Annotated in this window: 21 protein-coding genes; 3 read left to right on the top strand and 18 right to left on the bottom strand. The window is 67.0% G+C overall.

Translation table 11 applies throughout. The features are described from left to right. Positions 1-17: 17 nt before the first annotated feature. From hisG to ISP17_RS11985, 16 genes are all read right to left on the bottom strand, one after another. Positions 18-911, bottom strand: coding sequence for an ATP phosphoribosyltransferase (gene hisG / locus ISP17_RS12060; RefSeq protein WP_404633457.1), 894 nt, complete (start codon positions 909-911; stop codon positions 18-20). Next, entirely contained in the window at positions 908-1,243 is a 336-nt protein-coding gene (locus ISP17_RS12055) for a YerC/YecD family TrpR-related protein (protein ID WP_404633455.1), read from the bottom strand. Before ISP17_RS12055 ends, hisG begins: the two co-directional genes overlap by 4 nt. A gap of 163 nt (positions 1,244-1,406) precedes the next feature. Continuing rightward, on the bottom strand, positions 1,407-2,405 hold the full coding sequence (gene lpxK, locus ISP17_RS12050) for a tetraacyldisaccharide 4'-kinase (protein WP_404633453.1): 999 nt from the start codon (positions 2,403-2,405) through the stop codon (positions 1,407-1,409). Between the two features lie 7 nt (positions 2,406-2,412). Further along, entirely contained in the window at positions 2,413-4,188 is a 1,776-nt protein-coding gene (msbA, locus tag ISP17_RS12045; RefSeq protein ID WP_404633451.1) for a lipid A export permease/ATP-binding protein MsbA, read from the bottom strand. Further along, positions 4,185-4,613 carry an ExbD/TolR family protein gene (locus ISP17_RS12040; protein ID WP_404633449.1) on the bottom strand — a complete coding sequence of 143 codons (429 nt, stop codon included), beginning with the start codon at positions 4,611-4,613 and terminating at the stop codon, positions 4,185-4,187. Before ISP17_RS12040 ends, msbA begins: the two co-directional genes overlap by 4 nt. A 6-nt stretch (positions 4,614-4,619) precedes the next feature. Further along, positions 4,620-5,258 carry a MotA/TolQ/ExbB proton channel family protein gene (locus tag ISP17_RS12035; protein WP_404634300.1) on the bottom strand — a complete coding sequence of 213 codons (639 nt, stop codon included), beginning with the start codon at positions 5,256-5,258 and terminating at the stop codon, positions 4,620-4,622. A 119-nt stretch (positions 5,259-5,377) separates the two neighbouring features. Further along, a complete protein-coding gene (locus tag ISP17_RS12030; protein ID WP_404633447.1) occupies positions 5,378-7,699 on the bottom strand; it encodes a DNA internalization-related competence protein ComEC/Rec2 in 2,322 nt (773 codons plus the stop codon). Between the two features lie 117 nt (positions 7,700-7,816). Next, positions 7,817-8,542: a lipoprotein-releasing ABC transporter ATP-binding protein LolD gene (gene lolD / locus ISP17_RS12025; RefSeq protein WP_404633445.1), complete on the bottom strand. Its 726-nt coding sequence runs from the start codon at positions 8,540-8,542 to the stop codon at positions 7,817-7,819. A gap of 4 nt (positions 8,543-8,546) precedes the next feature. Then, positions 8,547-9,791 (bottom strand): lipoprotein-releasing ABC transporter permease subunit, encoded by a 1,245-nt coding sequence (locus ISP17_RS12020; RefSeq protein ID WP_404633443.1) that lies wholly within the window; start codon positions 9,789-9,791, stop codon positions 8,547-8,549. A gap of 135 nt (positions 9,792-9,926) precedes the next feature. Then, a complete protein-coding gene (locus ISP17_RS12015) occupies positions 9,927-10,355 on the bottom strand; it encodes a hypothetical protein (protein WP_404633441.1) in 429 nt (142 codons plus the stop codon). Beyond that, complete coding sequence (locus ISP17_RS12010) at positions 10,327-10,575, bottom strand: FAD assembly factor SdhE (RefSeq protein ID WP_404633439.1); 249 nt, start codon at positions 10,573-10,575, stop codon at positions 10,327-10,329. The genes ISP17_RS12015 and ISP17_RS12010 overlap by 29 nt, the downstream gene beginning before the upstream one ends. A gap of 71 nt (positions 10,576-10,646) precedes the next feature. Next, positions 10,647-11,429 (bottom strand): succinate dehydrogenase iron-sulfur subunit, encoded by a 783-nt coding sequence (locus ISP17_RS12005; protein ID WP_404633437.1) that lies wholly within the window; start codon positions 11,427-11,429, stop codon positions 10,647-10,649. Between the two features lie 100 nt (positions 11,430-11,529). After that, on the bottom strand, positions 11,530-13,317 hold the full coding sequence (sdhA, locus tag ISP17_RS12000; protein ID WP_404633435.1) for a succinate dehydrogenase flavoprotein subunit: 1,788 nt from the start codon (positions 13,315-13,317) through the stop codon (positions 11,530-11,532). A 1-nt stretch (position 13,318) separates the two neighbouring features. Next, positions 13,319-13,708, bottom strand: a complete 390-nt coding sequence (gene sdhD / locus ISP17_RS11995) for a succinate dehydrogenase, hydrophobic membrane anchor protein (RefSeq protein ID WP_404633433.1) — start codon at positions 13,706-13,708, stop codon at positions 13,319-13,321. Next, on the bottom strand, positions 13,705-14,100 hold the full coding sequence (sdhC, locus tag ISP17_RS11990) for a succinate dehydrogenase, cytochrome b556 subunit (protein ID WP_404633431.1): 396 nt from the start codon (positions 14,098-14,100) through the stop codon (positions 13,705-13,707). The genes sdhD and sdhC overlap by 4 nt, the downstream gene beginning before the upstream one ends. Positions 14,101-14,184: 84 nt before the next feature. Further along, positions 14,185-14,352, bottom strand: coding sequence for a DUF1674 domain-containing protein (locus ISP17_RS11985; protein ID WP_404633429.1), 168 nt, complete (start codon positions 14,350-14,352; stop codon positions 14,185-14,187). 105 nt (positions 14,353-14,457) lie between these two features. Here ISP17_RS11985 and ygfZ point away from each other — a divergent pair, with 105 nt between their 5' ends. Then, the gene (gene ygfZ / locus ISP17_RS11980) at positions 14,458-15,273 is read left to right on the top strand and encodes a CAF17-like 4Fe-4S cluster assembly/insertion protein YgfZ (RefSeq protein WP_404633427.1); all 816 of its coding nucleotides are present in this window, start codon (positions 14,458-14,460) and stop codon (positions 15,271-15,273) included. A 443-nt stretch (positions 15,274-15,716) separates the two neighbouring features. After that, the gene (locus tag ISP17_RS11975) at positions 15,717-16,151 is read left to right on the top strand and encodes a cell wall hydrolase (RefSeq protein ID WP_404633425.1); all 435 of its coding nucleotides are present in this window, start codon (positions 15,717-15,719) and stop codon (positions 16,149-16,151) included. A gap of 88 nt (positions 16,152-16,239) precedes the next feature. On the opposite strand, the gene ISP17_RS11970 is transcribed toward ISP17_RS11975, so the two are convergent. Next, positions 16,240-16,731: an outer membrane lipoprotein gene (locus tag ISP17_RS11970; protein ID WP_404633423.1), complete on the bottom strand. Its 492-nt coding sequence runs from the start codon at positions 16,729-16,731 to the stop codon at positions 16,240-16,242. A gap of 10 nt (positions 16,732-16,741) precedes the next feature. After that, complete coding sequence (locus tag ISP17_RS11965; RefSeq protein ID WP_404634298.1) at positions 16,742-17,311, bottom strand: glycine zipper 2TM domain-containing protein; 570 nt, start codon at positions 17,309-17,311, stop codon at positions 16,742-16,744. A gap of 179 nt (positions 17,312-17,490) precedes the next feature. Here ISP17_RS11965 and ISP17_RS11960 point away from each other — a divergent pair, with 179 nt between their 5' ends. Beyond that, a complete protein-coding gene (locus ISP17_RS11960; RefSeq protein WP_404633421.1) occupies positions 17,491-18,279 on the top strand; it encodes a TatD family hydrolase in 789 nt (262 codons plus the stop codon). The last annotated feature ends 78 nt before the right edge of the window (positions 18,280-18,357 follow it).

Raw genomic sequence — 18,357 nt, 5'->3', positions numbered from 1 at the left:
CGTATCCTCGCGCCCGCTCAGGCGAGCATCTTTTCCACCGGCAGCACGAACATCTCGCGCGCGCCGGCCTTCTTGATTTCTTCCAGCTGGCGCCAGCTCACCTCGCCCGCGCACAGCGCCTGCAGCATCAGCTGGTCGGGCTGGCCGGCCACCGGCAGCAGCGTGGGCTGCGGGCCGCCGGGCAACAGGCGGGTGACCGCCTCCAACGTGCTGCGCGAGGTCTGCAGCAGCAGCAGCCGCGACTCGCGCACCTGGATCACGCCGTCCAGCCGCTTGAGCAGCAGCTCGATCATGTCGCCGCGCTCGTCCGCCGGCAGCGTCTGCGGGCCGGCCAGCACGGCCTCGCTTTCCAGCAGCACCTCGACCTCGCGCAGTTGGTTGGCCACCAGCGTGCCGCCGCTCTGCACCAGGTCGCAGATGGCGTCGGCGGTGCCAAGCTTGGGCGCGATCTCGACCGAGCCGGCCAGCGTCACCACTTGGGTATCGACGCCCTGGGTGCGCAGCCAATCACCGAGCAGACCGGGATAGGAGGTGGCGACGCGCTGCCCACCGAGATCACTGGCACGCTCGTAAGCCATATCGTGTGGCACGGCGATCGACAGCCGGCAGCGTCCGAAGCCGAGCGGGCGCCACTCGTGCAAGGGGGCCGCATCCACACCGCCGGTGAGCTGGAACTCGTTGAGCACGTTGCGCCCGACGATGCCCAGGTCGCACACGCCCTGTGCGATAAGCCCGGGAATGTCGTCATCGCGCACCAGCAGCAGGTCCACCGGCTCGCCCTCGCCGAAGCAGAACAGCTTGTCGCGGCTCTGCCGGAAGGTGAGGCCGCAGCGGGTGAGCAGGTCCAGCGCCGGCTCGGTGAGCCGACCGGATTTCTGCATCGCAATGCGCAGGCGATCGCGCGTTTTCATGACTTGTCCTTTTTCAATGCCGCGCGGCGCCGCGCACCGCGCGCGGCCGCCGCCAGATAGCCGCCGTTGCCCTGGTTTAGATAGCGCGCCACCCGGCCGATGGTGGTGATGCTCACCGCGGTGCGCTCGTGGATCTCGCGATAGGCCACGCCGTCGAGCAGGTAAGGCACCACGCGCCAGCGATCGACCAGCACTTCCAGCTCCGCCGGCGTGCACAGGTCGTGCAGGAACGCCGACATTTCCTCGGCGTTCTTCAGCGACAGCAGGGCCTCGCACAGGCTCAGCTCGGCGGATGCAGCGGGTGTCTCGGGATCGACGGAGCGACGCTTCATAATGTACTAACGCGTTAATACAATACGACGAGTCTAACGAGGCGACAGAGGCTTGTCGAGCGGTGCGGCCGGAGGCATTCAGCCGCAGCGGGCAGCGTGGCCCGGTTGAGGGGCTTCCTGCCGGCCGGGCGTTGCATGGAGGCGCCCTGGAGCGCCGGGCGCGTCAGCGTGACGAGCGCGCGCGGCCCACGGCCACCGCGTCGAGACGGGCAGCCAGTGCCTCGATGAAATGCTCGTCGAGGACCGCCCGCACGGGTACGCGCCACCAGCCCGGCCGGGCAAATCGCCGGCACTTGATCGCGTCCTTGTCGGTCATCAGCAGCGGCGCATCGCCGGCCACGGCCAGGTCCTCCGGCAAGAACGCGTGGTGATCGGCGAAGGCGTGCCCCACCACCGTGAGCCCCTGCGCGCGCAGGCTGTCGAAAAAGCGATCGGGGTGGCCGATAGCGGCAACGGCGTGGACCGGCTCGCCGACGAACTCGGCCAGCGGGCGCGTAGCGTCATCCATCAGCGACACTGCCGTTCCACCCGCGAGGCGCATGGCGAATTCGCCCTGCTCTGCCTCGCCGTTGCAGACGCGAAAATCGACGCGGCGCAGGCGCGACAGCGGCTCGCGCAGCGGACCTGCCGGAAGCAGGCGGCCGTTGCCGAAACGGCGGGCGCCGTCGATCACGCAGATCTCCACGTCGCGGGCCAGCGCATAGTGCTGCAGGCCGTCGTCGGCGATCACCACGTTGCAGCCGGCTTCGAGCAGCAGCGCCGCGGCCGCGGGACGATCCCGCCCCACCGCCACGGATACGCCGCTGGCGCGGATCAGGCAGGGCTCGTCACCGAACTGCGCCGGGTCGGGATCGTCGCCCAGCAACGCCGGTTCACGCTGCGTGCCGCCGTAGCCCCGGCTGACCACGCCCGGGCGCCAGCCGCGCGCGATGAGTGCCTCGACCAGCGCCAGGGTGAGTGGCGTCTTGCCGGTACCGCCGGCGGTGAGGTTGCCCACCACCACCACCGGTACCGCCAGCCGCGTGCTGCGCAGCCAACCGATGCGGTAAAGGGCGCGGCGCAGTGCGGTGAGCGCGCCGTAGAGCCAGGCCAGCGGGCAGGTCCAGATCGGCGCGCCGCGCGTGCCGTACCAGCTCGCCTGCAGCGTGTCGGCCAGCGCCATCGGCCGATCAGTCGCTGGCGGGCTGGTGGAACTGCATGCGATGCAGCGCCGCGTAGTGGCCCTGCATCGCCAGCAGCTCGGCGTGCGTGCCGCGCTCCACGATGCGTCCCTGATCCATCACGGCGATCTGGTCGGCGCCCTCGATGGTCGACAGGCGATGGGCGATCACCAGTGTGGTGCGGTCCTTCATCAGATGCTGCAGGGCCTGCTGGATCAATCGCTCCGATTCGGTGTCCAGCGCGCTGGTGGCTTCGTCCAGCACCAGGATCGGCGCATTCTTGAGAATCGCCCGTGCGATGGCGATGCGCTGGCGCTGGCCACCGGAGAGCATGCCGCCGCCCTGCCCGATCGGGCTGTGCAGCCCCTTGGGCATGCGACTGATGAATTCCATCGCATTGGCTGCCGCGGCCGCCGCCTCGATATCCGCCTCGCTGGCACCGGCCAGTTCGCCGTAGGCGATGTTCTCGGCCACCGTGCCGTCGAACAGCACCACGCTCTGGCCCACCCAGGCGATCTGCCGGCGCAGGGAACCCAGCGTGTAGGCGAGATAGTCCTGACCGTCCAGCACGATGCGGCCGGCACTCGGCTCGTAGAAACGCGGCAGCAGGCTGACCAGGCTGCTCTTGCCGCTACCCGAGCGACCGACCAGTGCGGTGACTGTTCCGGGCGCGCAGTGCAGGTCGACCCCGCGCAGTGCCTGGGCCTCGCTGCGCGGATACTGCAGGCGGACGCCTTCGAACACGAGATCGCCGCGGGTGCGCGCCAGCGTCAGCGTCCCTTCGTCGCGTTCGGGCGTCTCATCGATGACTTCGAACAGATCCTCGGCGGCCGAGACGCCACGCTGGATGTTCGCCTGCACGTTCGCCAACCGTTTGAGGGACGGCATCATCGCGCCCATCGCGGTGAGCACGGCGATGAAGACACCCGAGGAGATCTTGTCGATCTGCTCGGGGCGGGTGCCGAGGTAGACCAGCACGGCGAGCGCGAACGCGGCCACCGTCTGGATCGCCGTGCTGGACATTGCGCTGGTGGCGGCGATCTTCAGGTTGAGGCGACGGGTGCGCTGGGTCACGTCGTCGAAGCGTTGCGCCTCGTGCGGCTGGCCGCCGTAGATGCGTACCTCACGGTGTGCCCCCACCGATTCCTCCACCGTGCCGGTGACCGAACCCATCGAACCCTGGATGCGCCGGCTGATCGCGCGATAGCGCTTGCTCACGATGCTGGCGATCAGCACCACCAGCGGGATCATCACCAGCAACGCGGAGGTGAGATAGGCACTGGTGGAAATCATCACATAGAACATGCCGACGACCGTGACGCCTTCGGTCACCGCGATCTTCACTGCATCAGTCGAGGCGGAGGCGACCTGCTCGGACGTATAGGTAATGCGCGAGATCTGCTGGCCGGACGGCTCGGCGCCGAAGAACGTCGCGGGCAGGCGCAGATAGGCGGCGAAGACGTCGCGCTGGATGGTCTGCACCACGCTGCGACCGATATAGGCGATGCCGTAGTTGCTGACGAAGGTGCCGATGCCGCGCACGGCGAAGATCGCCATGATCCAGATCGGCATCCAGAAGATCAGATAGGGATCCTTGTTCGCGAACAACTGGTCGAACATCGGCTGGAGCAGCTTGGTGAACACGGCCAGGCCGCCGCCATCGACCGCCATACCCACCAGCGCGAGCAGGCCGATGCCCCAGTGGCGTCGGGTGTAACCGAGCAGGCGACCATAGACGCGCCGCGTCTGCGCGTCCCACAGGGCCGGTTTTTTGCCGCTGCTCAACGCGCCGGCTCCTCGGTCGGCGTGGTGGCAATCGACAATTTGGTAAAGCCCAGCTGGCCCAGCGCATCCATCGCGGTGACCACGTATTGATGCGGGGTCATCGCGTCGGCGCGGATAACCACCTGTCCGTCACGGCGGTCGCCCGCGTTCTGTTCGAGCATGCGCTTGAGCGGCTCGATGCCCTCGCCCATCACCTCGTCGCTGCCCACGTAGAAGCGCCCGTCACGGTCGATCATCACCGTGAGCAGCGGCGCCTGCGCATCACGATCCTCGGCACTGGCCTTGGGCAGGGTTACCTGCATGCGCGAGTGCTGCACGAAGGTGGTGGTAAGCACGAAGAACATCAGCAGGGTCAGCAGCACGTCGATCAACGGGATGACGTTGATCTCGAAATCGTCGCGGCGACGGTCCGAACCGATACGCATCGCCGCTTACCCTGCCGCCGGCGCACGGCGCGAACGCGGCGCCGCCGGGCTGGCCGGGGCGCCAAGGGTGAGGTCGTCCAGCAGGGCGATCGCCTCTTTCTCCATCGCCACGCAGTACCCGGTGACGCGCGAGCGGAAGTAGCGGTGCAGCACGTAGGCGGGAATCGCCACCACCAGGCCGCTCGCCGTGCAGATCAGCGCCTCGCCGATGCCGCCGGCCATCTTCATGGGATCGCCGACGCCGCCCCTCATCACGTCCAGGAACATGCGGATCAGGCCGATCACGGTGCCGAACAGGCCGAGCAGCGGACCGATCAGCGCGATCGTGCCGAGCGTGTTGAGGTAGCGCTCCATGCGGTGCGCCACGTGCCGGCCGGTATCTTCCAGCCGCTCCTTGATGATCTCGCGCGAACGGTCGCGCACGGCCAGCGCCGAGGCGAGCAGCTCGCCCAGCGGCGAACCGCCGGCCAGCGCCTCGAGATGCTGCGGATCGAGCTTGCCGCTGCGCGCCCATTCACGCACTTCGGCGCCCAGCCCCGGCGGCAGCACCGAAGCACGGCGCAGCGACCAGAAGCGCTCGAGCACGATCGCCAGCGCGATCGCCGAACAGAACAGGATGGGCGCCATGGCCCAACCGCCAGCCATCAGGATTTCCAGCACGACGACTCCCGCACGATGCAGCCAAGAACGAAGCGGGGATCATACCAGTCCACCACGGTGGTTCCGTGGGCTGCGTCCGGATGCGGAGGATCGAACCGGCCAGCCTATTTTTCTCGCCAGTAGCGGCGCTGCCGGCGCCGTTCCTCCGCGGTGACCGAGGCCGGGCCGCGCGCGGGGAAATCCAGGCGTATCGCCCCGGTAGTCGCGGTATTGCGCAGCACCACCCCGGCCGCGGCGTAGCGCGCCACGACGTCCGGGTGCGGATGGCCGAAGCGGTTGTGCCAGCCGGCCGAGACCAGGCCCATGGCCGGATGCAGCGCCTGCAGGAACGCCTCGGAGGATGAGGTCTTGCTGCCGTGATGCGGCACGCTCAGCACCAGCGGCCGGCCCGCCGGTACCGCGGCGGCAACGGTGGCCTCGACGCGCCGGGTGATGTCCCCGGTGAGCAGCAGCCGGTCCGCGCTGCCGCCCACCAGCAGCACGCACGAGCGGTCGTTGCCCTCACGCTCGCCACCGCGCGGACCGAGCATGCGGAACGTCACGCCGTCCCACGTCCATGCCTGCCCGGCGACACAGCTGTCCATTCGTAGCAGTAGCCGCGTCGGCTCGCCGCTGAGCCGCAGGATCGGCGCATAGGCGGCCAGCACCGCGTCGGCGCCGCCCGCGTGATCGTTGTCGGCATGGCTGATCACCAGCGCATCGAGACGACGCACACCCAGCGCATGCAGCGAGGGCACCACCGCGGCGGCGCCAACGTCGAAGCCCGACGGATAGCGCGCCCCGGCGTCGTACAGCAGCGTGTGATGCCGCGTGCGCACCACCATGGAGAGCCCCTGCCCCACGTCGAGCATCCAGACTTGAAAAGCAGACGACGGGATCGGCGCCTGCATCGGCCACAGCAGCGGCAGGAACAGGCAGGCGCCAAGCCAACGCGAGGGCGTACCCCGCGGCGCCAGCAGCCACAGCGCACCGACCGATGCCAGCAACAGCGCCCACGGCGACACAGCCGGCAGATACCAGGACGCACCCGGCAGCTCGGCCAGCCAGGCCAGCATGCGCCAGAGCTGGTGCGCCACCGCACCGGCAAGCCACAGCGGCACGAACGCCAGTGGCGGACACGACAGCATCAGCAACACGCCGCACAACGCCAGCGGCACCAGCACGAAACTCACCACCGGCACGGCGAGCAGGTTCGACAGCGCCCCCAGCAGCGACGCCTGCCCGAAGAACCACAGCGTGAGCGGCAGCAGCGCGATCGTCATCACCCACTGGCCCGCGGTGAGGTCGCGCAGGAATCCAGCCCATCCGCGTCGTGGCGACCCCAGGCACAGCATCAGGAAGGCCACGCCCACGAAGGACAGCCAGAACCCCGCCGACAGCACCGCCAGCGGATCCACCAGCAGCATCGCCAGCGCGGCCAGCGCCAGACCATGTGCCGCGCTGACGTGGCGTCGCCCGCTGCGCGCCACGACCACCACGGCAATCATCAACAGCGTGCGCAGCGTGGGCAGCCCCATCCCGGCCAGGGCGCCGTATCCAGAAGCAGCGACCAATGCTCCCAGCGCCTGTGCCTGCAGGCGCGGCCGGCGCAGGGCCAGGGCGGGCCACAGCCAGTAGAGCAGGCCCGCGAGTCCCGCGCCGAAGCCCGCTGCCACACCAACATGGAAGCCGGAAATGGCGAGCAGGTGCGACACGCCGTTGGCCCGCGCCACCGACCAGTCGTCTGCCGAAAGGCCTCGCGTATCACCAACCGCGAGGGCGCGCAGCAAGGCGGCATCGTGCGCGTCGCTCACCCGCCGGTCGATGCCGTCGGCCAGCACTCCTCGTAGTCGGTCGACACAGCGACCGGCGGCCATGCGGTGGTTCAGGGCGCTTTTCCGCACGTAACCGTTGGCGACGATGCCGCGCTCCAGCGCACGGCGCTCGCTGTCGGCACCGCCAGGATTGATCATTCCACGTGGGCGCTTCAAGCGAAGCTGCAGCCGCCACGTATCGCACGGCAGCACCGCGGGAGGAGCTTCGTACCATGCCACCTGGACGCGCCCGTGCAAGGCGATGGGCCGGCCATCCAGCGTGGCCGATTGCACGGCCAGCGCGAAGCGGATGCCGTCCGGGCGGGTATCCGGCAGATCGATGATCCGGCCGATGGCGACCAGGTCCTCGCCCTCAAGCGAAGGAGACAGCCTCGCCTGCATCGCCCATGCGCCGTGCAGCATCGCCCAGCCCAGGCCCAGGGCAACCCATCCCGATAATCGCCAGCGGCGCCGACACCAGGCCGCGACAGCGAGCGCCAGGCTGGCGATCACCGCGGCGGCAAGCCACCCGCCCGCGGGCAGTGCCGGCCAGCACTGCACCGCCAGCACGCCGAGCAGCAGCGCCACGCTGCAGGGAATGAGTCCGACCAAACCGGGTTGCCTTGGCGACATCCTTGCGCCTGCCGTGGGAAGCCAACGGCAAGGCTAACGGCGCCGACGCACCCGCATGGGCAAGGTCGACGTAGGCGTTCGCCACGGCGCGAAGCGAGGGGACGCCCCGGATGAGGCTTACATCTCGCGCAGCAGCGCCGCCGGATCGGTGCGCGGCTGCTCGGTGAGCACGCCGTTGTGCAGCACCAGGGTGCGATCCATCCGCGCGGCCAGGCGTGTGTCGTGGGTGACCAGGATGAAGCTGGTGCCGATCTCGCGATTGAGTTCCAGCATCAGCGCGTAGACCTGCGCCGCGTTGGCCTCGTCGAGGTTGCCGGTCGGTTCGTCACCCAGCACGCAGGCCGGCCGGGTGACCAGCGCGCGCGCCACCGCGCAGCGCTGGCGCTCGCCGCCGGACAGCTCCGACGGCTTGTGCTGCAGGCGGGCGGCCAGGCCGACGCGACCGAGCAGTTCGCCCGCCTCGCGCTGCGCCTGCGCAATGCCCACGCCACGGATCAGCAGCGGCATGCACACGTTCTCCAGCGCGGTGAACTCGGGCAGCAGGTGGTGGAACTGGTAGATGAAACCCAGCGAGCGATTGCGCACGCGGCCGCGCTCGGCGTCGGAGAGCGAGGAGAGCAGGCGCCCGTCCACCTCCACTTCGCCGGTCGTGAGCGTGTCCAGGCCGCCCAGGATGTGCATCAGCGTGCTCTTGCCCGAGCCGGACGCGCCCACGATCGCCGCCGTCTGCCCGCGCTTGAGCTCGAAGCTCACGTCGGTGAGCACGTCGGTGTGGAGGTCGCCCTCGCGGTAGCTCTTGGCGATATGGCTGGCGCGCAGCACCACGTCGTTGCTTGCGTTCATCGGCTTACTCATAGCGCAGCGCCTGCGCCGGCTGCGTGCGCGAGGCACGCCACGCGGGATAAAGGGTGGCCAGCAACGAGAACAGGAAGGTGACCAAGGCCACCCAGCCGACGTCGGCCGCATCGAGCTTGCTGGGCACGTTGGAGATGTAATAGACGTCAGGCGACAGGAACTGCACGTGGAACACGTCCTGGATCCAGTCGACGATGGCCGGCAGCTTCCAAGACAGCAGCGAACCCAGGCCCACGCCGAAGCCGATGCCGACGAATCCCACCAGCAGCCCCTGCACCATGAACATGCCCATGATGCTGCGCGGCGTGGCGCCGAGCGTGCGCAGGATGGCGATGTCGGCCTGCTTGTCGGTCACCAGCATCATCAGCATCGAGATCAGATTGATCACCGCCACCAGGATGATCAGCGAGAGGATGATGAACATCACCTTCTTCTCCATCGAGATGGCGGAGAAGAAGTTGCTGTTTTCCTGCATCCAGGTGCGCACGCTGTAGAGCTGGCCGAGCTGGTCGCTCAACTGGCGCGCCACCGTGCCCGCGTTCCACAGATCGTCCAGCCGCAGGCGAATGCCGGTGGGGCCGGACAGGCTGCCCAGCTTTTCCGCATCGGTCATGTTGATCAGCACCAGGCCCGAGTCGTACTGCTGCATGCCCAGCTCGAAGATGCCCGCCACGCGAAAGCCGCGGATGCGCGGCACCGAGCCCATCGGCGTGGCGCGCAGCTGGGGCACGTACATGGTGACGTGATCGCCCACGTTCACCCCCAGCGTCATCGCCAGCTCCTTGCCCAGCACGATGTTCCAGCCGCCGGGCGTGAGCGAGTCGAACCGGCCCTGCACCATGTGCTTGTCGATGTCCGACGTCTTCGGTTCCAGCGCCGGCTCGATGCCGCGGACGATGGCGCCGTTGGAACCGTAGCTGCCCTGCAGGAAGGCCTGTATCTCCACGTAGGGCGCAGCGCCCTTCACGTGCGGATTGCGCTGGGCGAGCGCCACCGTGCCGGGCCAGTCGTGGATGCTCTCGCCCACCCCGGAGATCGTGGCGTGCGACACCGCACCGAGGATGCGCGTGCGCAGCTCGTTGTCGAAGCCGTTCATCACCGACATCACGGTGATCAGCGCCATCACGCTGATGCAGATGCAGATGATCGACACCGTGGAGATGAATGAGATGAACTGGTTGCGGCGCTTGGCGCGCGTGTAGCGCAGGCCGATGAAAAGTTCGAGCGGTCGGAACATGGCAACCTGATCTGTGTGGGGCTGGCGCGCCGGCCAGTTGGGCATGCCTGACGGCTCAGGCCCTGATCGCTCAGGCTTGGCATGGACCGCACCAGCGCGGCAGAGTGCCCGATGCCGGCGCAGGCGGCAACCGGCTCAGCGCGGGGAAACCGCCTCGACACCCGATATGGCCAGGCGCATGCGCAGGCGCCGGCGGGTGTCCGCATCGCTGTTGTCGGGCAGCAGCCAGAGGTCGTGACGCACGCCTCCACCGGCCAGGTTGAGGACGATGCAGCCGGCCAGGACGCGGAACGAACGCAGGGTCACGGCGGCGTCGCTGCCGTCGGCCATCCGCAGCGTCCAGCCGGACGCCGGGTGCCAACCCACGGCAGTGGGGGGCGCCACGCGCCGCCAGTGGGCCAGGCCAAGACCCGCGATCAACAACAAGCCGAGTCCCGCCTGGGTGGCCAGGCCCACGCCACTCAGCATCAGCGCCAGCACGGCAAGCCCCGCCACCGACCAGCGCAGACGCCGGATCAGTCGCGACGGCCGGTACTCAAAGCCGATGGCGGGTGCGGATGCCATCGATGATCGCCTGCCAGTCGACGCGCGGTGGGCGGGAATGACCCATCACCCAGTCCCACAGGTCCGGATCCTGCACATCCAACAGCTCGTCGAAAGCCTGCCGGGTAGCCTCGTCGGCCACCGGAAAAGACTCGTCCAGCCAGCCGCCAAACAGTGCGTCGAGCTCGCGGGTGCCGCGGCGGGTGCGCCAGCGCAGTCGTTTGATGCGTGCCTCTTCCACGATATCCAGTTCTCCAAAACATGCGGGCTGCCCGAAGGCAGCCCGCAGGTCAGACACTAGCAGGCCTCCACTCAGGCCGCGCGGCGCTGCACGATCAGCTTCTTGATCTCGGCGATCGCCTTGGCCGGGTTCAGCCCCTTCGGGCAGGTGCGCGCGCAGTTCATGATGGTGTGGCAGCGGTAGAGCTTGAACGGATCTTCCAGGTCGTCCAGGCGCGCACCGGTGTCCTCGTCGCGCGAGTCGACGATCCAGCGATAGGCCTGCAGCAGGATCGCCGGGCCGAGATATTTGTCGCCGTTCCACCAGTAGCTCGGGCAGCTGGTCGAGCAGCAGGCGCACAGGATGCACTCGTACAGGCCGTCGAGGTGCTTGCGGTCTTCCGGCGACTGCAGGCGCTCGCGATCCGGCGCCGGGCTCTGCGTGCGCAGCCACGGCTTGATCGAGGCGAACTGTGCGTAGAAGTGGGTCAGGTCCGGCACCAGGTCCTTCACCACCGGCATGTGCGGCAGCGGGTAGATCTTGACGTCGCCCGAACCGCACTCCTCGATGGCCTTGGTGCAGGCCAGCGTGTTGGTGCCGTCGATGTTCATCGCGCACGACCCGCAGATGCCCTCGCGGCAGGAGCGGCGCAGTGTGAGCGTGGGGTCGATCTCGTTCTTGATCTTCAGCAGCGCGTCCAGAACCATCGGGCCGCACGCGGCCAGATCGACCTCGTAGGTGTCGATGCGCGGGTTCTGGCCGTCATCCGGCGACCAGCGATAGATGCGGAAGGTGCGCGGCTTCTTCGCGCCCTGCGCCGGGAAATGCTTGCCCGGCTGGATCTTCGAATTCTTCGGGAGGGTGAACTCTGCCATGTGCGGAACCCTTCAATCTCGTTAGGAGGGCCTGTCGGCCCCGACCACCTGCGATGCGCGATACCGCACCAGCGACATCAAGTCGCCGGTGCCGACACGATCAGTAGACGCGCTTCTTCGGCGGCACCACTTCGACCTCGTCGGTCATCGTGTACATGTGCACCGGGCGGAACTCGAAGCTGGTATTGCCCGCCTCGTCCACCTTGACCAGGGTGTGCTTCATCCACTCGTCGTCGTTGCGATCCGGAAAATCCTCGCGGGCATGCGCGCCGCGGCTTTCCAGGCGCTGCTCGGCCGAGTGCATGGTGGCCACGGCCTGGTCAAGCAGGTTGGCCAGCTCCAGCGTCTCGATCAGGTCGGAGTTCCACACCAGCGAGCGATCGGAGACCTTGACGTCCTTGAACGACTCGCGGATCTCGGAAATCTTGCGCTTGCCTTCCTTGAGCGTGTCGCCGGTGCGGAACACGGCGGCGTCCTGCTGCATGGTGCGCTGCATCTCGGCGCGGATCTTCGCCGTGGGCGTGCTGCCGTTGGCGTTGCGCAGGGCGTCGAAGCGACCCAGCGCCTTGTCCAGCACACTGGCCGGGAGGTCCTTGTGCGATGCACCGGGAGTGATGATCTCGGCGCAGCGCTTGGCCACTGCACGGCCGAACACCACCAGGTCCAGCAGCGAGTTGGAACCGAGACGGTTGGCGCCGTGCACCGACACGCAGCCGGCCTCGCCGATGGCGAACAGGCCCGGCACTACCGAATCCGGATTGCCGTCCTTCAGCTGCACCACTTCGCCGTGGAAGTTGGTCGGGATGCCGCCCATGTTGTAGTGCACGGTCGGCAGCACCGGGATCGGCTCCTTCGCCACGTCGACCCCGGCGAAGATGCGCGCCGACTCGGCGATGCCGGGCAGGCGCTCGTTGATCACGTCCGCGCCCAGATGCATCAGGTTGAGATGGATGTGGTCCTTATGCTCGCCGACGCCGCGCCCCTCGCGGATCTCGATCGTCATGGCGCGGCTGACCACGTCGCGCGAAGCCAGATCCTTCGCGTTCGGGGCGTAGCGCTCCATGAAGCGCTCGCCCTCGGAGTTGGTGAGGTAGCCGCCCTCGCCGCGCACGCCCTCGGTGATCAGGCAGCCGGCGCCATAGATGCCGGTGGGGTGGAACTGCACGAACTCCATGTCCTGCAGCGGCAGGCCGGCGCGCAGCACCATGCCGCCGCCGTCGCCCGTGCAGGTGTGCGCCGAGGTGGCGCTGAAGTAGGCGCGCCCGTAGCCGCCGGTCGCCAGCACCACGGACTGGCCGCGGAAGAAGTGCAGCGTGCCCTCGTTCATGTCCAGCGCGAGCACGCCGCGGCACACGCCCTCTTCGTCGAAGATCAAGTCGATCGCGAAGTACTCGATGAAGAACGAGGCGTCATGCGCCAGCGCCTGCTGGTACAGCGTGTGCAGGATCGCATGGCCGGTACGGTCGGCCGCGGCGCAGGTGCGCTGCGCGGTGCCCTTGCCGTAGTGCGTGGTCATGCCGCCGAACGGACGCTGGTAGATCTTGCCCTCGGCCGTACGCGAGAACGGCACGCCGTAGTGCTCCAGCTCGATGATCGCCGGGATCGCCTCGCGACACATGTACTCGATGGCGTCCTGGTCGCCGAGCCAGTCGGAGCCCTTGATCGTGTCGTAGAAGTGGAAGCGCCAGTCATCCTCGCCCATGTTGCCGAGCGCGGCGGAAATGCCGCCCTGCGCCGCCACCGTGTGCGAGCGGGTCGGGAACACCTTGGTGATGCACGCGGCCTTGAGGCCCTTCTCGGCCAGGCCGAAAGTGGCGCGCAGGCCGGCACCACCGGCACCCACCACGATCACGTCGTACTTATGTTGTTGGATCTTGTAGCTTTCCACTTCAGGCTCCCAGAGCGACGCGCAGGACCGCCAGCACGCCCGCAAGCGCGCCCAGCACCGCGAGGAACTTCACCAGCACCAGCAAGGAAACTTCCTTCCAGCGCGTGTGCACGTAGTCTTCAATCACCACCTGCAAGCCGAGCACGGCGTGCCAGAACATGGTGACCACGAAAGCGATCAGCAGGATCGCGTTCCACGGCTTGCCCACCAACGTACGGGCGGTCTCGTAATCGGTATGCGCCAGGCGAAGCACCGTGGCAAGAAACCACAGGCCCAGCACCACGAGCGCAATCGCCGTGAGGCGCTGCGTCCACCAATGACCGACACCCGACTGCGCCGAACCGAGGCCGCGCGCCCGCTTGATCGGATGCTGCAGATCCTTCGCGCTCATGCCGCACCTCCGGAGGTCAATACATAGGCCCACACCAGCAGCGTGATCACCAGGCTGCCGATCACCGACAGCCAGCTGGAACGCACGAACTGCGGGATGCTGTAGCCGGCACCGGTGTCCTGCACCAGATGACGGATGCCGTTGCACAGGTGATAACCGAACGCCCAGGTCCAGCCGAACAGGACCAGCAGACCGAGCGGGCTGCCCGCGCACGCCGTGAAGGAGGCGAATGCATCGCCGCCGCTGGCGAGGGCCATCAGCCCCCACACGATGATCGCGCTGCCGAGGGCGAGCACGATTCCGGTCGCGCGATGCAGGATGGAAGTCATCATCTGCACCTGCCACTTGTAGACTTGGAGATGCGGAGAAAGCGGTCGTCGTGTGTCTGCCATGGTGGCTATCCTGGTGTGGAATCGCTGGTTTCCACGCCGACCATCTCCACCTGCCCGCACGCCGACTACTGCCGGCGTGGCAGATCAGAAATCGATGCAGCGACCGTTCTTTTCCCAATCGCCGTAGCGCGTGGGATCCGGCGCCGGCCGCTCGTCCGTCTTGCCCGAACCGGCGGGATTCGCCGGCACGGGCTGCTTCGGCGCCGGGGCGGTCGAAGGCTTCTCTTCGGGATGGGAGCGGTTGTCGGACATGGCTTCTCTTAACTGAACAAGAGTAATACTTGTGCCCCTGCAGGCACAACCTGACCAGGTGCCGCATCCTTGTCTTGATGGTCGTTCACCCCCACTCCTTGAGCCATGCCCGACACTTCGCTTTCCACGATTGCCGAGACGCTTCTGATTGAAGGTCCGGACGCCATCACCTTCGCGCAAAGCCAGTTCACCAGCGACGTGCCGGCACTCGCAGTAGGGCGCTGGCAATTCAGCGCCTGGCTCGACGCCCAAGGGCGCGTACGTAACCTCTTCCATCTCGTACGACCGGCTCCGGACCGCCTGCTGCTGCTTTTGCGCGGTGGCAGCGCCGATGCGATGAAGAGCGAACTCGCGCGTTTCGTGTTCCGCGCAAAGCTCTCCATGCATGCCGACAGCACTCGCGTCATTGGCATCGAAACCGCGCTGGCCATGCACGACATGTGCGAAGAACAGGGTTCGACGCGCCTGGGTTGCGGCGACTATTCGCTCGCACTTTCCAACAACCACGAGATGGACAACCGTTGGCGCGCCCGTCAGGTGGAAGGCGGATGGCCGTGGCTGCCCGAGGCGCTGCTTGGCACCTGCCTGCCACCCGCCCTGTCGCTGCATCGTCTGCATGCGGTGAGCCTGGAGAAGGGTTGTTATCCCGGCCAGGAAATCGTCGCTCGCCTGCATTACCGCGGCGGCAACAAACGCCATCTGTGCCGAGTCGGATTGTCGCAACCTGTTCCCTCCGGTACATCACTCGATGTGGGCGATCGCGGCATGTCGATCGCGTTGCTCGATGTCGTGACGACAGATCGTGGCATCGAAGCGCTCGCCCTTTGCCACAGCGATTTCGCGCAAGCATCAGCACACCTGTCCGCCACGCATGCGGGCCAGACGATCACGATGGAATGGCTCGAGACATGGCCCGCGTGAAGCAGCTGCGGGGATCATCAATTTGTGAGTGCAGTGTGAATTCGAAAGTCGCGGCACTTGCCTTCACAAAATCCCGCCACTAGGCTCCGCCGGAATCTGAGCGGTCCGTCATCTCACGGACCGATGCACGCGACGAACCGGAAGACTCCGGATCGGCGCGACCCGGCAAGAAGATTTGCCGGAAGGAATCACCGCCGTCCGTGGCGGAAGTAGTTGCAGGCAGTGCGGGAGCGGCGCTCCCGACGATGTCCCGGCAGCACTGGTCAGGCTAGGCAACCAAGCGCCGCCCGACTCGCCACAATCCCGTGGCAAAGGCACCCAAGGCCCCAAGTTTCGGCCCGAGTGTCATTCATCCAGGTGGAACGGCCTGCCCGCCCGTCCACCGCAACGGCGCATGAGTCTCGGCCTCTGCCGGCCATGCGTACAGCACGTTGGAGGCAGACATGAAACTTTCACTGTTGCTGTGGATGGCCTCCGTGCTTCCCCAGCCGATAGCGGACCAGGCGTGCCTGGCCACGACTGTCTATCTGGAAGCTCGCAGCGAGCCGACCATGGGACAGCTCGCCGTCGCCGAGGTCGCGTTGCGGCGTCGCGAACGCGGGCAGTGGGGCGACACGGTATGCAAGGTCGTCACCGCCCCGCATCAATTCGCCACCACCACCACACCCGGCTCGTTCGACATCACCAACATGCAGGCATTTGCGAAGGCATGGAAGATCGCCGGCGACTCGATGAGTAATTGGCAGCTTCCGGCTGCCGAACGTCGACTGGTGGTTCCGCATGCCGACCATTTCGCCACGCTTGCCATGGTGCCCTACTGGTCGATCAACCAGAACAGCCAGACCATCGGCGAGCATCGCTTCTACGCCGTCAACTGATCCGACGCGTCATGCAAACAAAAAGCCCTCCAGATGGAGGGCTTTTTGTTTGGACGTCCAGATGTCCAATCAGATCACCGCGACAACCTCATCGCGCGTAGACGCGACCACCCTGGATTTCGACGTAGTCACCTTCGCGGACGCGAGGATCCTCTGCCTGGGTGATGGTGGTGTAATCGCCGCTGTCGAGGCGAACCGTGACGCGCCACGCCACGTCGCTGCCACTGTTGGCGGTGGCCACCTTGTTGCCCACCACGCCGCCGGCGACCGCCCCGGCCACGGTGGCGGCCTTGCGGCCGTCACCCTTGCCGATCTGGTTGCCCAGCACGCCGCCGGCAACCGCACCGATGACCGCACCCAGGGTGCCATTGCTCTTGCGCTCCACGTAGACCTGCTGCACTTCCTTGACCACGCCGCAGCTGTTGCAACGGGCCGGCCCGCGGTTGTCATAGCCATACGCCGGTTGCGACGGACGACTGTACCCCCCGTTGCCGTAGGGCGCGGTTTCGCAACCCGCCAGCGCAAGGGTCGCTGCCAGTGCAGCGGAGACGAGCATCATCTTGCCTGTTGCGATAGCCATGGGGTACTCCTCAGCGAGCGTCGGAAACAGCGGTAACACCTTCCTGGACCTGCACGCGATCGCCCGGGTCATGGTCCATGCGAACCGTGCGGGTCACCCCGTTGTACTCGTAGCGAACGTCGTAACCGACCAGCTTGGTGCTGGAATTGTTGACCGTGCTGCAGCGACGCTCGACGGTGGAGGTGGTGTTGGCATGCTGCCGGCTCTCTTCGATCTTCTTGCCGGCATATCCACCGCCCACCGCGCCGGCGACTGTAGCCAGGGTCTTGCCCTTGCCGCCGCCCACCTGATTGCCGAGCACACCACCCAGCACGGCGCCGATGGCGGTACCGGCGATCTGGTGCTGATCCTTCGGCGGCGTGGTGGTGTTGACCACCTCGTCGTGGCAGACCTCCTTGGGCGTGTTCACGGTCTGACGGACCGGATCCACGCTGATCACCTTGGCATACTTGACGCCATTCGCGCCGGTATCGCCTGCAACGCCGGCGTCCGCGCTCGCATCGCGATTGCATGCCGCCAAACTTGCCGCCAACGCAGCAGCCATCCCCACATGAAGCACGTTGACCATTACACGGTTCATCATGACTCTCCTCGGTTGAATCCCTGCGAGGCGGCGCGAGCTGCGCCCCTTCGCGTTTCGCCTGACCATTGAAACCCTGCGTAACTGAATACGACCTAGCTCTTTCCCGTCACTTGGCTTTCACGTGACGCCCGCCACATCCGCGAGCCGACCTTGTTCGCCCCCATCGACCTGCATCCATGACCACGCTCGTAGATAGCCACCTTCATCTGGACGACGAACGCTTCGGCGAAGACCGCGAGCAGGTGATGTCACGGGCGCGCGAGCACGGCGTGCGGTCCATGGTAGTCCCTGCGGTGCATCGGCGTAGCTGGGACGCCATCGCCGCGCTCGCGGACCGTCACCCCGACGTGTTTCCCGCCTACGGCCTGCATCCGATGTTCCAGCAGGAGCATCGCGTCGATCATCTGGATGCCCTGCCCGGCTGGCTGGATACACACCCTGCCGTCGCCGTAGGCGAGATCGGCCTCGACTTCTTCGTCGAGCAGGCTGACCGGGAAGCCCAGCATCAATATTTCACACGCCAGCTGGCCATCGCGCGAGAACGGAACTTGCCAGTGATCATCCACGCCCGTCGTGCCGTCGATGCGGTGATCCTCGGCGTGCGCCGACAACCGGGCCTGCGCGGCGTCGTGCACAGTTTTTCCGGCAGCGAGGAACAGGCCCGCCAGCTGTTCGACCTCGGCTTCTTCCTTGGACTGGGCGGACCGCTGACCTATCCCGGTGCCCATCGACTGCATCGGCTGGTGGCGGCGATGCCGATCGATCAGCTCCTGCTCGAAAGCGATGCCCCCGATCAGCCGGGCGTCGAGCATCGCGGCCAACGCAACGAGCCGGCCTGGGTGCGCACCACCCTGTCGCATATCGCCAGGCTACGCAATGAAGACGAGGCCGCCGTCGCCGCCGCCACGTCGGCCAATGCCGAGCGCCTGTTCGGATTGCAGGATTTCCGCAACCGCCACGACTGAAGCCTCGTCCAATCGTGCGGTTGCGTCGGGCGTGCGCGGCTTGTTATCTTTTTAGTTCACCAATGAAATATGAGCTGA

This window comes from Dyella ginsengisoli, assembly GCF_044904665.1.
Taxonomy (GTDB): Bacteria; Pseudomonadota; Gammaproteobacteria; order Xanthomonadales; family Rhodanobacteraceae; genus Dyella_A; species Dyella_A ginsengisoli.
Note: the sequence above shows the minus strand (reverse complement) of the source record. Positions and strands in the feature narration are given on the sequence as shown.

Coding starts and splice junctions, on each gene's coding strand:
- ISP17_RS11985 (WP_404633429.1), bottom strand. CDS start 14,352: ATGTCCGACAACCGCTCCCATCCCGAAGAGAAGCCTTCGACCGCCCCG.
- ISP17_RS12005 (WP_404633437.1), bottom strand. CDS start 11,429: ATGGCAGAGTTCACCCTCCCGAAGAATTCGAAGATCCAGCCGGGCAAG.
- lolD (WP_404633445.1), bottom strand. CDS start 8,542: ATGAACGCAAGCAACGACGTGGTGCTGCGCGCCAGCCATATCGCCAAG.
- ISP17_RS12040 (WP_404633449.1), bottom strand. CDS start 4,613: ATGCGTATCGGTTCGGACCGTCGCCGCGACGATTTCGAGATCAACGTC.
- ISP17_RS12015 (WP_404633441.1), bottom strand. CDS start 10,355: ATGGCATCCGCACCCGCCATCGGCTTTGAGTACCGGCCGTCGCGACTG.
- sdhC (WP_404633431.1), bottom strand. CDS start 14,100: ATGGCAGACACACGACGACCGCTTTCTCCGCATCTCCAAGTCTACAAG.
- ISP17_RS12035 (WP_404634300.1), bottom strand. CDS start 5,258: ATGGCTGGCGGTTGGGCCATGGCGCCCATCCTGTTCTGTTCGGCGATC.
- hisG (WP_404633457.1), bottom strand. CDS start 911: ATGAAAACGCGCGATCGCCTGCGCATTGCGATGCAGAAATCCGGTCGG.
- ISP17_RS11965 (WP_404634298.1), bottom strand. CDS start 17,311: ATGAACCGTGTAATGGTCAACGTGCTTCATGTGGGGATGGCTGCTGCG.
- ygfZ (WP_404633427.1), top strand. CDS start 14,458: ATGCCCGACACTTCGCTTTCCACGATTGCCGAGACGCTTCTGATTGAA.
- ISP17_RS11975 (WP_404633425.1), top strand. CDS start 15,717: ATGAAACTTTCACTGTTGCTGTGGATGGCCTCCGTGCTTCCCCAGCCG.
- ISP17_RS12020 (WP_404633443.1), bottom strand. CDS start 9,791: ATGTTCCGACCGCTCGAACTTTTCATCGGCCTGCGCTACACGCGCGCC.
- ISP17_RS11970 (WP_404633423.1), bottom strand. CDS start 16,731: ATGGCTATCGCAACAGGCAAGATGATGCTCGTCTCCGCTGCACTGGCA.
- ISP17_RS12030 (WP_404633447.1), bottom strand. CDS start 7,699: ATGTCGCCAAGGCAACCCGGTTTGGTCGGACTCATTCCCTGCAGCGTG.
- lpxK (WP_404633453.1), bottom strand. CDS start 2,405: ATGGCGCTGGCCGACACGCTGCAGGCGAGCTGGTACGGCACGCGCGGC.
- sdhD (WP_404633433.1), bottom strand. CDS start 13,708: ATGAGCGCGAAGGATCTGCAGCATCCGATCAAGCGGGCGCGCGGCCTC.
- ISP17_RS12055 (WP_404633455.1), bottom strand. CDS start 1,243: ATGAAGCGTCGCTCCGTCGATCCCGAGACACCCGCTGCATCCGCCGAG.
- ISP17_RS11960 (WP_404633421.1), top strand. CDS start 17,491: ATGACCACGCTCGTAGATAGCCACCTTCATCTGGACGACGAACGCTTC.